Origin of the sequence: Pseudoalteromonas sp. SR45-6 (assembly GCF_014163545.1) — a bacterium.
GTDB lineage: Bacteria > Pseudomonadota > Gammaproteobacteria > Enterobacterales > Alteromonadaceae > Pseudoalteromonas > Pseudoalteromonas rhizosphaerae.
The window spans coordinates 21,918-36,012 of the sequence record NZ_JACJDM010000050.1 but is presented as its reverse complement, the minus strand read 5'-3'; the positions used below and the strand labels follow the sequence as shown (position 1 = coordinate 36,012).

The window sequence follows — 14,095 nt, the reverse complement described above, 5'->3', positions numbered from 1 at the left end:
CAAGCTGAAGTATATTTACAACAACCCATTACTGAAGCTGTTATTTCAGTACCGGCCTACTTTAATAATAAACAACGACAAGCAACACAGCAGGCGGCTTCACTTGCTGGTTTAACGGTTGAGCGCTTAATTAACGAGCCAACCGCGGCAGCCCTTGCATATGGATTAGATAATAAAGATTCAGATAACACTTATTTAGTGCTTGATCTCGGTGGTGGAACATTTGATGTATCAGTTATTGAAGTGTTTAATGACATTTTTGAGATTCACGCCTCTGGAGGCGATAATTACCTCGGTGGTAATGACTTTACCCAAGCTATTGTCGACGATGTATTTGGCAAAAATGATATCCAACCGTACCGTCTAGCCAAAAGTGAGCGAAGAAATATATGGTCTTTATGTGATCAATTAAAATGTCAGCTAACCATAGATGACTCTGCCAGTTTTGATTTTGAATACAAAGGCGATGTTTTAACTTATACCCTAAGTGAAGACGATTTCGGCCATATTTGTCATGATTTAATTGAGCGTATTAAGTTTCCTATTCATAGAGCGATGTCTGATGCAAAATTATCGATGGATGATATTGCAGGTCTTATCTTTGTCGGCGGTGCGACCCGCATGCCTATTTTTCGTCAACAAATTAATCATGTATTTTCGCGTATTACACAAATCCAATACAACCCAGATCATGCTATTGCTATTGGGGCTGCCATTCAAGCAAGTATGAACGAGCGTAATATTCAGCTCAAAGATGTAATCATGACTGATGTTTGCCCATTTACACTGGGCGTTGAGATATCTAACGAGCATAACCAACCTGAGTTTTTACCCATTATTGAGCGTAACTCTACGATCCCGGTCAGTGAAACGCGCTCTTTATTTTCTAGACATCCAAGTCAAGAAAGTGTTTTGATTAACATTTATCAAGGTGAAAATTACCTACCTAAAGATAATGTATTAATGGGTACATTAGACATTACACTTGAACCTTTGAACAAAATTCAGTCTTTTTATATAACTTACACTTATGATCTCAATGGTGTGATTGAAGTGGAAGTTAAAAACAAGGATTCTGAAAAAACCTATCGTACTTATGTTGGTGAGAACGTGAAAGAGCTTGACCAAAATCAATTGCAAGAGCAATTTTCAAGACTGCAAGCTTTAAAAATACTCCCAAAAAATAAACTTGCCAATACTGCTTTTAAAGCAAAGCTCGATCGCATGTTTCAAGAGAGCTTAGGTGATAAACGTAGAAAGGTTGGTGAAAGCATTGGGCTTTTTGATCGCGCGTTAGAAACCCATGATAATCATAAAATTGACGCTGCCAAAGAGCGTATAAAAATGTTTTTGAATATTTCTTATTAACATGCATTCTATTATTTGTGCCCACAACATAAGAGTAAACTAAATGTACCATTGGATACTATTAGGTATTGAACCAACTAAAGATAAGCGGGCTATAAAATTAGCTTATACGCAGTTACTAAAACAAACTCCGCCAACAGAATTCCCTGAAGAGTTTAAAGCGTTACGTAAAGCGTATGATCAAGCACTAGAAGAAATCTCAAAAAGTGATGATGATGCAAATGATAATTCAGCTAGTTGGCACGATGCATCACTTAAAGCATTTCAGCCGCAACTAGATACTGATATTGAAGACACACAGGATGAAGTTTTTTCGGAGCCACCACCTAGCTCCAATCACGAGACTGATGACGACGAACTCGTTGAATTTTCAACTATTAAAACAATATCCCAACTCAACCTTGCCTTAACACAGCTTTATAGTGATATTTCAGTTAGGCACAATTTAGAACAATGGAAAATGTTGTTCGCGGCGCCGATATTTTGGGATGTTAATCAAAGTAATGCGTTGACTGTCAACTTACTCGACTTTTTGTCTAAACACTATTTTTTACCTGAAAATATCTGGACATTTTTAGATACCAGTTTAAGTATTTCTGGTAGCTTATCTATCAGTGGCGATGATACTACGCGTCAAATTGCGGTTGCATTGTCGGGTTATATAAAAACGTTACCAAAGAGAATACATGACGGTTTAGTGGTCGGTATTTCAGAACATGTTGATTTTAAAAATCTTCAACGCCATCTTGAAATACGTAACTATATTGAAGATAAATGTTTATACGACACATTGACTACAGAAGATTTAGAAAATGTTGCTGAACAAATTGGACCTGAGTTTAAAAATGACTTTCCCCTTTATAATTATATAGTTAAGTATTTATGGACGCTTAATAGCTATAGCGCCATTAAACGTATACTTGAACCTCTGACAATTCCACAAACAGAGGAAGATCTGTTAAATTACCAAGCACATGCTGAGTATAAATTAAAAAATTATGAGGCTGCACTCGCACTTTATTTAAAGCAAGAACATAATTACCGCGTACTGTGTACTAAGGTAATGTTCAAATATATTGGTTTATGTTATTTAAAGCTTAATAATTATGAAAAGGCATATCTTTATTTAGATGCAAAACTAGCTGCTATTGGTGATATGGAGCTTGAAGTTGCATTAATTACAGCAAGACGCGGATATATTCGAGAGTTGAGAGCTGATGAAGCTAAAAACGCGATAAAAATTGCGACCTTACTGTATGAAAATGGACGATATCAGGATGCGTTGTCAATCACCGAGCAATACAAACCGATATTTGTAGAACAAGCGAATTATTTACAAGCGCTTTGCTTATGTAAATTACACCGTTTTGAAGAAGCCTACTCTGAGTTTTTAGTGTTTATTGATTTATACAATCAACGCCAGCTGTGGGGATGGCCATTAGTTGTTGATTTATTAAGATATTGCTACGATTTAATCACATATGAAGTTTTAGTTGATACATTACAAGAGCATATTGCTAGTTTTCAGGATTTCTATAAAACGGATTTTTTCCCTGGTTCAACAAAACCACGTTGTTACTCAGAGCAAGAAATGGACATACTTGAGCTAACCCGAGAAGACGATTCAGTGAGGCGCCCAGTAGAATCTCTTGGGCATACTGAATCACTGCAAATTTTTGCACTGGCTATATTATATATTCGTGACACCGAATTAGTTGCTTATGCGGATACAAGTGTTGTTGATGATTTTCAACGTAACGTACTTAATTATATAAAAGAAATTAAACAACTTATGCTTTACAACCCGCGTGATTGTTTAAAGTTTTTGGAGGCCGCGTTTGACCAGCAAGACTTTGACACCTGCATCATGTTAGCTGATATAGCGATTAAAGGTTTACGTGCAGCACCACAAGCATATTATTTTAAAGGGTGCGCACTTTTAGAGTTAAACCAATACGACACGGCTTTAGCTGCATTTCAACAAGCTGCCCACGAATATAATACTCATCCATATGCCGTTCATTCTTTAAATTCAGCTATTAAGTGCTGTGAAGAACTTATCGAACAAGGGCTACCTTATGCACAGCAGCGCACAGCCTTATGCCAGCAATTGCAAGATACAAAGGAGAGAGTTGATGGACAATAATCTAGAAGACTTAATGCTGCAAAGCCAATCGTTAACCGATGAGCAAAAGCGCTGGTTAATCAGTTTGTCTGGCTACTTATCGATGCAAAATGGCTACTCACTGGATTGCTTATTACATAAGAGTGAAACGTACCCACTACAAGCGATTATTAATGGCAATGTAAAAGTATTAAAAAATAGTTATGGTATACATACTAAAGCTGATTTAGTTGAAACATTAAATATTTTTTTAGATACAGCTCGTAGCAGCGAGTTTATGAGCCGTTTGATTGAAAGTGTGCGTTATGATTTATTTATTGAACACTTTTACTTGAATCGAAACAACGATAAAAACAGTAATGAATATATGGTTAGTGGATGGGCTCAAAAGCATAATGTTTCATTATCTGACTGTGGGATTAAAGGTTTTGATGTGGGTCGTTCTGCATTTCTATGCCGGTGTGCGTATACTACGGGTTTAATTACAGAACAAGAAACTTGGTATTATTTGCTAGTGCTAGGTAAAATTGCGCAACAATTATTTACTGATTGGCAAGAGTTAGCCATGAGTCACATAGTAGGGCGCTTAACTTGGGTGGGTGTAAAACTCGATAAACCTATGGATGGTCCACCAGAACGCTACCCTGATGCTTTCGAAGTAAAACAAGAGATTAAGCTAGATATCGAAGAATTGACATCAATTTTAGCTGACGATAACCACCCTTGGTGTCAACTCAACTGGCAAATAGACCTGTAGCGCTAACATTGTAATAAAAGCCACTTAACGTGGCTTTTATTACAACATGTAAACCCGTACTAGTAACAAAACCAAAGAGATAAAATCTTGACTTTATACGTTAAAGCCCTAGATCTTATAGTCAATTACTTATTGAGTTAATTAATGCTGAAAAAATATAGAGGGCGCTAAAGTAGCGCGCACTGCATTAAATTTGCTTGTTCTAGATTAACTCAAAAGGTAAATCCAATAACATAAACCACACTCAGCGAGCTGATAGTGTCTCAATCTAAAAAGCTAGTTATACAAAAAAGTGTTAGAGTCTTTTAAAGTAATAACACTTTTCATGAGGTTAATCTTCATCATATTGTAGTTCACTAATGAACTGCTCAAAAGTTGTAGCAAGTATGGTTATTTTAAAGTCATTTTCTTGATCGACATGTACCACTGTAGGCTCACCTGTAGGCCCGCACTCAGTGTAATCTAAAGCAACCAAGTGGTGCCCTGCCGAAGGGCAATTACAAATATATAGCCCGATATCAGGATAACCCCATTCGTTTCTCATATATTCACTTTCTGCAGCGATAGAATCTAGCCTAATAAACTCGCTGATACTATAGTTAGATGGTTTTTCTTCATCGAGTTGAATGAGCGTGTTTTGTGGATAGCCACCATTTTGTATTTTCATTAACTGTATATAGAGTATGGGTAGCGTATATCCCAAATTATTCACAGTATTTTGAATTTCCTCATCGGTTAATGGCTTATCTATATCCGCGTGGTTTTCTTCGCTTTGTTTTTGCCAAAAGTTAGAGTATTTATTAGCATTAGGGGCCTTAACTTCAACGGTGGATTCTTCAGCTGAAGGACGCGGGGTAAGTTTATCTTGGGTTTGTCGTGCTTTTCGACGCTGTTTATACATCGTTTGCAGTTCACTTTTCTCAATGCCTTTGACATTTGGATCTGCAAGAGAATTATTGTCTGGTAACGGCTCTTTAGGATGAGACAGTAAAGACAGCTCCTCCAGCTTTAGCGTTAGTAATTGTTCTTCATTACAGGTAGAGCGAGCAGTGTCTAACATATCAAAGTTAAGTAGGTCACGCGCGGAAATACTTGGATCAGCTCTTTGCATTAGTTCAATAAATGTTGATAGGGTTGTTTCCTCATTAAGTTCATCGTCGCTAACCAAATCATAGTCAATATCGAACTGCAGCATAACTTCAAATATAAGAGCTGTAGGCCAAATTTCAATTCCATGTTTACGGCTGGATCTACGAAGATCACGAGGTGTCTGCCGTAAAACTTTTTTGCAAGCTGTACAGGCTGCTTTTTCAGCCTTAAGCGGGGTTAACGGATAATAAGCTAAGTGTTGACAAAACTCGCATTTGACTGGAAAAGGGTCTATAAATTGCATCTATATTTTCCTCCTTGTAAAGATGCTTGATAGTCTATCTAAAAAAATGATTCGTATATAGCTTTGTATCAAGTCTAAATATGCATCAAAGAAGTTAGGTCGCTTAGAATCAATTGTTGTGTGCAGTTTTTTTAAATCAAAACGTAAACAAAGAAAGAAGAATAACCTTCGAGGAAAAGCTATTCGCAGCAGCGTAAGCTTGAAATATACTAAAGGTGCTTCGCAGTCATGGCTATTATTTACCTCATTGTCGTTGCTATGAAAAAGGCCACTTGAATGTCACGTTATTGATCGCGTTAAAAAATAGAAAAGTGCTGTCTGGCTTTAGTCTGGGGGCGCAATACTTTGAAAAATTTGGCTATAATATAAAACTGAGAATCTTTTCAAAAGCACTTCAGCAATTAAATAAGGTTTGCCGTGAGTGCTTGTCGCTTAGATCAAAACTGTATGGCTCTCTCAGGATCTGATCCTTACTATAATAGAATTTAAGGAGCAATTAGTTCCCTATATCTAACGGGGATTTACACAGTTTTTACATCCACACCTTTGCTATTCGTTTTAGGTAACAATGCCTCTAGCTAGCTGGTCAACGTATTTTAATAAGGTTGGGTGGCGGTTTTTACCATGCATTTGCTGTATATGCGCTTTTGCTTGCTCAAGATCAATGCCTGCACTACTTATATAAAGTGGGTTTTCGCTTTTTCCACGTAAAACTCCAGCCTCTTCTGGCGTATCTACAAATGAACGCTTAGCCACACCAATGACGGGGATTTTTCGGTCAAGGGCTTCGTAAAGATGCATACCTAGACCTGGTTTTTGTTCACGACTTAAAGTGACATACCCATCAACAATGATGATATCAGGTTGAGTCTCTAAAGATTTTAATACCGATAAAATACAAGGAAGCTCTCGTTTGTAAAACTGCCCAGGTTCATAGGGGGCAATATTTTCAATGGTGTTAACTTGCTTTGCTGTTATTTCTTCGTCGTGCCAGTTTTCAAATAAGATACCGGCAGCAATAGCTGTGTCGTCGTAATATTGGCAATCAATGGCAAAAATCAATGTGTACTCCTGTTAAATTATATGTGTCGTAGTGCTTTATTAATAATCACGGCTTTAATTTAAGGCGGCTTAACAGCCGCTTATATCAAGCTTAGATAATGCAGCGACTCGCTTATCTGTTATAGCTGCTATGGTGTTAATGGTTGCGGTGTAGGTGCGGCTGTCGCATTCTACCGATACGCTAAAATCATTAAATGTGACTTCTACGGGTTGCTTTATAAGTCTTTCTGTACCATGGCTTAAACGTTGCCAGTTTTCTTTACCTGCAAATAGTTCGTCTAATTGGGGAGCTGATAAACGTATAAAAATAGCCTCAATCGCCGATGTATAACGGCCATTAATAACTGCGGGCAACTTATTGCGTGCTAATCGGGTTGGAATGATACGTATGTCGATAATATCGCCGCTTGCTTGAGCTGGGCTTGCCATATCAAGCTGAATTACGAGTAGTCCACGTATTGTAATTGGCCCGTTGAAACGATACCGATATAGCTCAGGATTTTGATCAACTAAGGTTAACGCTTTGCTGTATTTTGAAAAAATAGCAGGCTCAGAGGCATGGCTTTGAAAAGCAAATATATTAAATAGCACAATTAAGTACAGACTCAGGTGTTTTAAATTGGTCAATCTCATTCGTTATCTCTAAATTAGTGGCTAGGGTTAATTTACTTGTCTGTTTCTTGTTGTGCACTTAAGCGTTGATAGTGCTGTTTAGTTTGACCATCACTAAACACTGCTTTATTGGCTGTTAATGCAATTAAGGTGAGCTTGATTGGGTGTGTTAAGTGCTCACTGCGTATTACCAATATACAATTTTTATCAAGTTGCCACTTTGCCGTTATTGCAGGCCTTTGGTGTAACCACGAATGAAATATACCTTCTCTCTCTAGTGCAAAGGTATCAAAATAGGAGTGCCCCAAACTTCGGTAGCTTCCTATTAAGTCATCAGGTTGCCATTGACAAGCAATTAAAGGTAAGGGGCATAAAACAAGTAAGCTTAGAAAACGCTTTATCATCTTTTTATCCTTAATGATCAGCTTCGGATACGAATATTACTATTATTTAGTTATAGATCTCGTATTTCACTTTGCTTGGTGTTCTTTTGCTAATAAAAATGCCAGTATATCGGCCTTTTTATCATCATCACTGGCACAAGCTGCAGGTGTTTGTTCCTTGTTGTTTAGTGTGTTGACATCAGCCCCATACGCTATAAGTATTTTTATTCGTTCTAAATTAACAACCGCTCGGGCTGCTTCATGTACATAATTAGATGCAGCAAGGTGTAAAGGTGTGTTACCTTCCTCATCGGTTTGGTTGATGTCTGGTCGAAGCATAGCTAACGCCAGTTTTAATGCGTCTGGGTGTGCTTCTGTTACTAAATTTTCCATTGGGGTAGAGTAATGCTTTTCACATCTACTGTCGTGATTAATCTGATAAAGATCAGGCTGTCCCTGTAGTAATAAAGAAAATAGCGTTAATTGATCTTTTCTAACCCCATGGTCTGTAAAGCGAAATAATACACTATGGCCTTCTCTATCTTGTTTTTCATAATCAAAAGCGAGTCCATGCTTAAGTAAAGCACTCACAAAATCGGGAGTGTAACTTGTAACTGCTATTTCTAATAAATCAAAGCCATCAATATCCGTTTTTTGAATATGTATATCAGCGCCTAACTCGATCATAACGTCTATACGCTGTGTTGCTTCACCTGATTTAATTAAAGCAATGATAGGGGTTTCGTCTATTACATCACGGTGATTAATATCTAATCCTTGGTCTATAAAATAGGTTAGATATTTTTTAAACGTATCTATGTCTACTTGTTTACGCCATTTCACTATATTAAAAAGAAAGTTTTGTTGAGCGTTATTCTCGTACATAGGGTCACACCCCTTTTCAATTAAGGCATCGAGAATCGACAGTGGTGTGTTAGGTGAAAGCGCTTGTGTTAATAATTTTCCCCCTTTGGCATTTAAATTTCTACAAGCGTTTATAAATTTAACTAATATGGCACATTCTTCTTCGCTTTTATGTTCAAAGTACCTTAATTCATTTTCTAATATTAGCAGTGGAAATGATTTTTTTTGATCGACTTTCAGTTTTGGTTTTTCGGTTGTTGAATTGATGAGACTTTCAATATCAATGTTATTAAAATCGACTTCCTCCTCGTCCCCCATATTTTTTAGCAAATCGAGCGACACGATATTTTTTTCATCTAATAGCAGCCAAAAATCCAAGGCAAGCCAATAGGCATGTAGATTTTGTAAAACAAACGTCTCATTCAATACTTGTATAATTTCGCTATCGCTGAGGATTTTTGCTATTTGTGTGGCGAGATTAAAATCCTTCGACTCGAGTGCTTGCTGCAATGTCATTAATCATCCTTGCTTTAAATTATATCAGGCGCGAGTTTTAATAGGGCACCCATTATATATTCAGTCACTACGGCTTCAGCACTGGAATCGGTGCTAAATTCATCGGTTTGTTGAGGATAAATACGTTGATACAAATCACTTAAATCTGCGGTTATAGTAACGCTGCTTTTTTGTGATGCAAAGTTTGTCGCTAGTAGCATCATAATAATATCGCGAAAGTGGCTACTGTCTTTGTCTTGGTCGGTTGCAGGCATTAGCCGATCACGTTTGTTATTAAGCAGTGTTTCAAACTCTTTAAGGAAATCTTTACTGCTACGCTCTTTTATCACGAGTGCTTGAAGGGCTTTAAGTTGCTCTGCGCGAGATTGTTGCAGAGCAATCGCAGCAACCGCTTTACGAACATGGTCACTGGGTTCTACTTGAGGAAATAGCATGGGTGCGTAGCGTGCAGCATCGGCGGCTTTCCAATAACCTTTTTTCATATCGCGTGCGATTATTTCAAGTAATGGGCGTTCTTTTCTATCCATTTTGTTGCGCCTGTTTTGCTATTAATAACATTTCGGTGATTTCGTTAAACCCTTTTTGATTACTATAATCAATAGCTTGTTGTTCAGCTTTGTTATAAATCAATGTATCGCAACCGTGTTTTATTAATTCTTTCACTATATCTTTTTTACCGCCTACCGCAGCATAATGTAATGCGCTACTACCTGCGGCATCAAGTGCATCAATATCAGCCTCTTTCTCAAGTAATAGCTTAATCATACTTAAGTGACCTTGTTTAGCTGCAACATGTATTAGGCTTTCGCCTTCACAGCTAATTGCATGATAGTTATCATTACTATAATTTAGTTGTTCGATAACTAAGTCTAAATATGAATTGAGTACAAACTCTTTATTGGTATTTTTACTGTAATTTACATCGACGCCTGCATTTAAAAATGCCGAGACGATATCTTTTTGGTTATTAGCACACGCAAGCCAAATAGACGATACGCCTTCATTAGATTCGATAAGCGGATCAGCACCTTGCTCTAGCAGGTATTTAACAAGCATATTGTTGTGTTTAGTGCAGGCAATGAATAACGGTGTATAGCCATCGTCATTAGCGATATTTATATCGCTACCATGTTCTAGTAGCAAAGTGACTAAGGGTTTATTGATTAATGCTGTTGCTATCAATAACGCGTTATTACCATTTTTGTCACTGTGGTCAATATCGGCGCCTTGATCTAATAAATTGCTTACAACATCACGTTTTCGATTACTAACCGCCAGTAATAATGGACTGTCTGAATTTGTATTGGTTAAATTGATATCTAATCCGGCATCAATTAAAGGGCTTAATAACGCATTTTGGCCTGTTATGGCGATTAGGTGAAGTAGACTATTACCTTGGTAATCACTAATGTCAGGACGGGCTCCGAGTTCAAGTAGCAATTCTGCTGCCGGCTTTTGTCGAGCCTTTATAGCCATAAATAAAGCGGTCCTACCTTGATGATCTTCATAGTCAATTTTTGCTCCACTTTCCAATAGCTCGGACATTATATCAACGTATCCGTTAGCCGATGCATAGTGCAATGCTGTACAGCCGTGCGAATTAGTATAATTAGGATCAAGGTCTTTTTCTTGTGATAAGAGCAACTGAGCAATACGGCGATTACCGTCAGCGCATGCTTTAATAAATGATTCTGACATATCTTTCCTTGTCGATTATGAGTGTAGCGTATAACGTGTTATTAATATTTTTATACTAGCAAGAAATAGCATGATGAGAAAGCGAGTAAGCCGCGCAGGAGCTGAAGTTGCCATCTCCATGAATTTATATATTACAAATATTTTCAATTGGTTACACTACATTTTTGTGTGCAATTCAATACTACACAAGCAGTTTATGAACTTAATCTTATTATGAGTTAAGAATGAACGGTTCGTGGTGTTGTCAATTATTTTGGTGTGCTGTTCAGCCTGCTTTGGTATTTTATTTCGCGGTTTATTTTTATTGGGATTATAAAAACGTCTTGGTTTAAGATGTTGTGGGGAAGTGAAAATTAAGTAAAACTACTGCGTTTTTTACAACCCCTTACCTATACTCATTTAAGTAACAAAGAGTTAGTCGCCCAAGGCATTTTGATAACGCGTGTCTGAAATTTATTCGAAAAACTCGATCCTCATTCTTTCAGAACAAAGTAACTTATATATTTTATCGTTTCCATTTACTTGAGCAAACTCCTCTGGGGTCAATCCTTGGTTATCTTTTGATTCTAATAGTTGCCCACGTTTACAAAAAATACCGGTTCCGGGTAGAAGTGATAATAAAAACCAAATGATATCTTCATCTCCTCGCAGAGCAGCATAATATATAGCGGAGCGCCCGGTACTGTCTTTTTTAAACATTTCATCATCTATAGCAAGACTTTTATATTCGGAGTATATGAACTGCTTAATTTTGTCTAGGTTTAAATTCTCAATACTTAACATTAATTCTGTTTTGCCTGAAATATTCATATAATTTATTTTATTCCATAATTTGGCTGAAGTTAGTATTTTCGTTTTTCTTTAAATTGTATTTTAATAACTTTGTAATATTTATTTCAAGTAGGGTAGCGTTTTTTGCCTTGTTTGTATAGAATTCTAAATGATAACTATTATTGCCTACATCTTCAGCTAATTGCCTAGTAGGTTACATTTAAAATTTTTTTGAGTGTAAACTTAATTGATTAAGCTGTGTTATATCTAAGAGATAGAATGAATACAATTAAACGAATCCAAATATCAGCGCTTTCAATTGCGATAAGTGCAATTTTATCACCTTCAGTATACGCAACTACGGCGTCATCAAGCATTGAGAAAATAGCTGTTTCGGGTGTTAGGCAAGCTTTTCGCGGCGATGTGCCTTTAAGTGAACAACCACAAAGTATTGAATTTATATCTGCAGAAAACCTTGATGATGCAGGGGTGACCACACTCACAGATATATTTGATTTAACGCCGAGTATTTCTGAACAAAATGATTTTGGTGGATTGTGGGAAAGCTTTGCAATACGTGGTTTAGTAGGTGATGAGAATATTCCTTCAGGCTTTTTAATTAATGGCTTTTCATCTGGTCGAAGTTTTAGCGGCACCCGTGATACCAGTAATATTGATTATGTAGAAGTGATGAAAGGCCCAGGCTCTGCACTTTATGGCCGCTCTGAGCCTGGTGGTACTATTAACATTATTACTAAAAAGCCACAATTTGAAGAACAAGGCTCTGTAAAAATAAGCGCAGGTAGTTGGCAAAGTTATCGCGGTGAAGGCGACTACACTAATGCAATTACCGAACAACTCGCCTTTAGAGTAAACGGCGCGATTGAAGAAAGTGAAAGCTTTAGAGACTACCACGAAAATAAAAAAACGGTGATAACGCCTTCAATATTATGGTTAATTTCCGACACAACAAAGTTAAATTATGAACTAGAATATGTCGACCAAAGTGTGACGTTTGACCGTGGTATTGTTGCCGTAGACGGAAAGGTAGATGCATTACCCATTGATACTTTTTTAGGTGAACCAAGTGATAAACCAACAGAGGTTGATGCGATTTCTCATCAACTTACCTTTGAGCACCAAATAGGGCAATGGTCGCTTTTAAATGGGTTTAGCTATAGCGACTCTAAATTTATAAGCGAATCGAGCGATGCAGAACTGGCACCAGGGCGGCAGGTTTATTTTACTGATGGCGAAACCTTAAGTAGACAACATAACGAGCGTGACTTTCAAACTAAAAATATTTCTGCGCGTACCGAGCTTAGTGGCAGTGTAACAGCGGCTGGGTTTACCCACCATTTATTAATAGGTGCCGACGCCAGCAAGTTTGATTTTGATAAACTCTGGTACAGATACCGCCCTACGCTTGAAGATACGCGCTATGCAATCAATATGTATAACCCTGTGTATGGGCAAACAGCACCCGAAGGCTCACTTTTATATAACAGCACTGAAGTACAGCACAGTTACGGGGTTTATATTCAAGATCAAATCGACATCACTGAGCAATGGAAAGTGCAAGTGGGTGGCCGTTATGATTGGTTTGATCAGCAAATAGATAACCATATCAATCAAAGTCAGTCTAAGAGTGACCAAAGTACATTTAGTCCACGGGTTGGTTTAGTGTACGCCTACTCAGACGATATACAATATTACACCAGCTACTCTGAAGGTTTTAGGCCAAACAGCGGTTACGACATAAACGGTGATGCATTTAAGCCGGAATCCACAACCTCTATTGAGGCGGGTATTAAATTTAGCACCGATACCCTAAATGGTAGCTTTACCGTATTTAGCGCCGAAAAAAGCAATATGCTAACTACAGATCTGCAAGCGGGTGTGTCGACAGCATTAGGAGAGGTAACTAGCGAAGGGGCTGAGTTTGATTTGCACGGTTATATTACAGAGCGCACCTCATTTGATTTTGCCTATACTTACATCGATGCAAAAACAGCAAACGATACGGTTAATACAGATTGGTGGGTAAAACTGCCAAAAGGCAGCCCATTACTGAATATCCCTAAACATAGTGCAAATGTGCGCCTTAAAAGAGATTTAAATGACTTAATCGATTTAAATGCGACTATTGGTATAGCTGTTCAGTATGAAGGTGAACGTTTAGGTGAAACGATTGATCCTACATATTATTTACCTTCGTATACGCTAGTGAACCTGTTTGCAACTTATAACGTTAATGATGATGTGAGTTTACAGTTAAACGTGAATAACGTTCTGGATAAAGAATATTACTCAAACTCTTACTCTGCAATTTGGACTCAACCCGGTGAGCCGGTAAATTATAAGCTGAGCTTAGAATATAGCTTTTAATTTATAGTAAAAAACCATTTAGCCGCAGTACTACTGCGGCTAAATGGTCTCGTGTGTATTGTCAGTTGGGCTTTACTAACTTGTAGCTAACTGCGTGACTTATATTACAAAACCGCATAAAACAATACTTTGTGTAACACGGCAGCAATAAATTCATT

The 14,095-nt window shown here is 37.5% G+C and carries 12 protein-coding genes and 1 pseudogene; 5 read left to right on the top strand and 8 right to left on the bottom strand.

Annotated elements, in window-relative coordinates; all coding sequences use genetic code 11:
• The 3 genes from H5158_RS17900 to H5158_RS17890 all read left to right on the top strand — a co-directional run.
• A partial coding sequence (locus tag H5158_RS17900; protein ID WP_182740561.1) for an Hsp70 family protein occupies nucleotides 1–1,368 on the top strand: 1,368 nt, incomplete at its 5' end.
• A 43-nt stretch (nucleotides 1,369–1,411) separates the two neighbouring features.
• Entirely contained in the window at nucleotides 1,412–3,514 is a 2,103-nt protein-coding gene (locus H5158_RS17895; protein ID WP_182740560.1) for a tetratricopeptide repeat protein, read from the top strand.
• On the top strand, nucleotides 3,504–4,250 hold the full coding sequence (locus H5158_RS17890; protein ID WP_182740559.1) for a DUF1266 domain-containing protein: 747 nt from the start codon (nucleotides 3,504–3,506) through the stop codon (nucleotides 4,248–4,250). The genes H5158_RS17895 and H5158_RS17890 overlap by 11 nt, the downstream gene beginning before the upstream one ends.
• A 331-nt stretch (nucleotides 4,251–4,581) precedes the next feature.
• On the opposite strand, the gene H5158_RS17885 is transcribed toward H5158_RS17890, so the two are convergent.
• The gene (locus tag H5158_RS17885; protein ID WP_182740558.1) at nucleotides 4,582–5,643 is read right to left on the bottom strand and encodes an SMI1/KNR4 family protein; all 1,062 of its coding nucleotides are present in this window, start codon (nucleotides 5,641–5,643) and stop codon (nucleotides 4,582–4,584) included.
• A gap of 130 nt (nucleotides 5,644–5,773) precedes the next feature.
• Between H5158_RS17885 and H5158_RS17880 the strand changes: the two are divergent.
• A pseudogene (locus H5158_RS17880) lies at nucleotides 5,774–6,110 on the top strand (hypothetical protein); the annotation flags it as partial.
• A 91-nt stretch (nucleotides 6,111–6,201) separates the two neighbouring features.
• Here the strand turns inward: H5158_RS17880 and H5158_RS17875 are convergent.
• The 7 genes from H5158_RS17875 to H5158_RS17845 form a co-directional block, all read right to left on the bottom strand.
• Nucleotides 6,202–6,705 (bottom strand): endonuclease V, encoded by a 504-nt coding sequence (locus tag H5158_RS17875; RefSeq protein ID WP_182740557.1) that lies wholly within the window; start codon nucleotides 6,703–6,705, stop codon nucleotides 6,202–6,204.
• Nucleotides 6,706–6,774: 69 nt separating this feature from the next.
• Nucleotides 6,775–7,338, bottom strand: coding sequence for a hypothetical protein (locus tag H5158_RS17870; protein WP_182740556.1), 564 nt, complete (start codon nucleotides 7,336–7,338; stop codon nucleotides 6,775–6,777).
• Between the two features lie 32 nt (nucleotides 7,339–7,370).
• Nucleotides 7,371–7,721, bottom strand: a complete 351-nt coding sequence (locus H5158_RS17865) for a hypothetical protein (protein WP_182740555.1) — start codon at nucleotides 7,719–7,721, stop codon at nucleotides 7,371–7,373.
• 66 nt (nucleotides 7,722–7,787) lie between these two features.
• Nucleotides 7,788–9,080 (bottom strand): ankyrin repeat domain-containing protein, encoded by a 1,293-nt coding sequence (locus tag H5158_RS17860; protein ID WP_182740554.1) that lies wholly within the window; start codon nucleotides 9,078–9,080, stop codon nucleotides 7,788–7,790.
• 14 nt (nucleotides 9,081–9,094) lie between these two features.
• Nucleotides 9,095–9,607, bottom strand: coding sequence for a hypothetical protein (locus H5158_RS17855; protein ID WP_182740553.1), 513 nt, complete (start codon nucleotides 9,605–9,607; stop codon nucleotides 9,095–9,097).
• The gene (locus tag H5158_RS17850) at nucleotides 9,600–10,778 is read right to left on the bottom strand and encodes an ankyrin repeat domain-containing protein (RefSeq protein WP_182740552.1); all 1,179 of its coding nucleotides are present in this window, start codon (nucleotides 10,776–10,778) and stop codon (nucleotides 9,600–9,602) included. The genes H5158_RS17855 and H5158_RS17850 overlap by 8 nt, the downstream gene beginning before the upstream one ends.
• Nucleotides 10,779–11,231: 453 nt before the next feature.
• Complete coding sequence (locus tag H5158_RS17845) at nucleotides 11,232–11,588, bottom strand: ankyrin repeat domain-containing protein (RefSeq protein WP_182719031.1); 357 nt, start codon at nucleotides 11,586–11,588, stop codon at nucleotides 11,232–11,234.
• Nucleotides 11,589–11,828: 240 nt separating this feature from the next.
• Here H5158_RS17845 and H5158_RS17840 point away from each other — a divergent pair, with 240 nt between their 5' ends.
• On the top strand, nucleotides 11,829–13,937 hold the full coding sequence (locus tag H5158_RS17840; RefSeq protein ID WP_182740551.1) for a TonB-dependent siderophore receptor: 2,109 nt from the start codon (nucleotides 11,829–11,831) through the stop codon (nucleotides 13,935–13,937).
• Nucleotides 13,938–14,095 lie beyond the last annotated feature (158 nt).

Bases quoted from the DNA above. Each gene is read 5' to 3' on its own strand.
- H5158_RS17895 (WP_182740560.1), top strand. From the start codon at position 1,412: ATGTACCATTGGATACTATTAGGTATTGAACCAACTAAAGATAAGCGG.
- H5158_RS17890 (WP_182740559.1), top strand. From the start codon at position 3,504: ATGGACAATAATCTAGAAGACTTAATGCTGCAAAGCCAATCGTTAACC.
- H5158_RS17885 (WP_182740558.1), bottom strand. From the start codon at position 5,643: ATGCAATTTATAGACCCTTTTCCAGTCAAATGCGAGTTTTGTCAACAC.
- H5158_RS17870 (WP_182740556.1), bottom strand. From the start codon at position 7,338: ATGAGATTGACCAATTTAAAACACCTGAGTCTGTACTTAATTGTGCTA.
- H5158_RS17865 (WP_182740555.1), bottom strand. From the start codon at position 7,721: ATGATAAAGCGTTTTCTAAGCTTACTTGTTTTATGCCCCTTACCTTTA.
- H5158_RS17860 (WP_182740554.1), bottom strand. From the start codon at position 9,080: ATGACATTGCAGCAAGCACTCGAGTCGAAGGATTTTAATCTCGCCACA.
- H5158_RS17855 (WP_182740553.1), bottom strand. From the start codon at position 9,607: ATGGATAGAAAAGAACGCCCATTACTTGAAATAATCGCACGCGATATG.
- H5158_RS17850 (WP_182740552.1), bottom strand. From the start codon at position 10,778: ATGTCAGAATCATTTATTAAAGCATGCGCTGACGGTAATCGCCGTATT.
- H5158_RS17845 (WP_182719031.1), bottom strand. From the start codon at position 11,588: ATGAATATTTCAGGCAAAACAGAATTAATGTTAAGTATTGAGAATTTA.
- H5158_RS17840 (WP_182740551.1), top strand. From the start codon at position 11,829: ATGAATACAATTAAACGAATCCAAATATCAGCGCTTTCAATTGCGATA.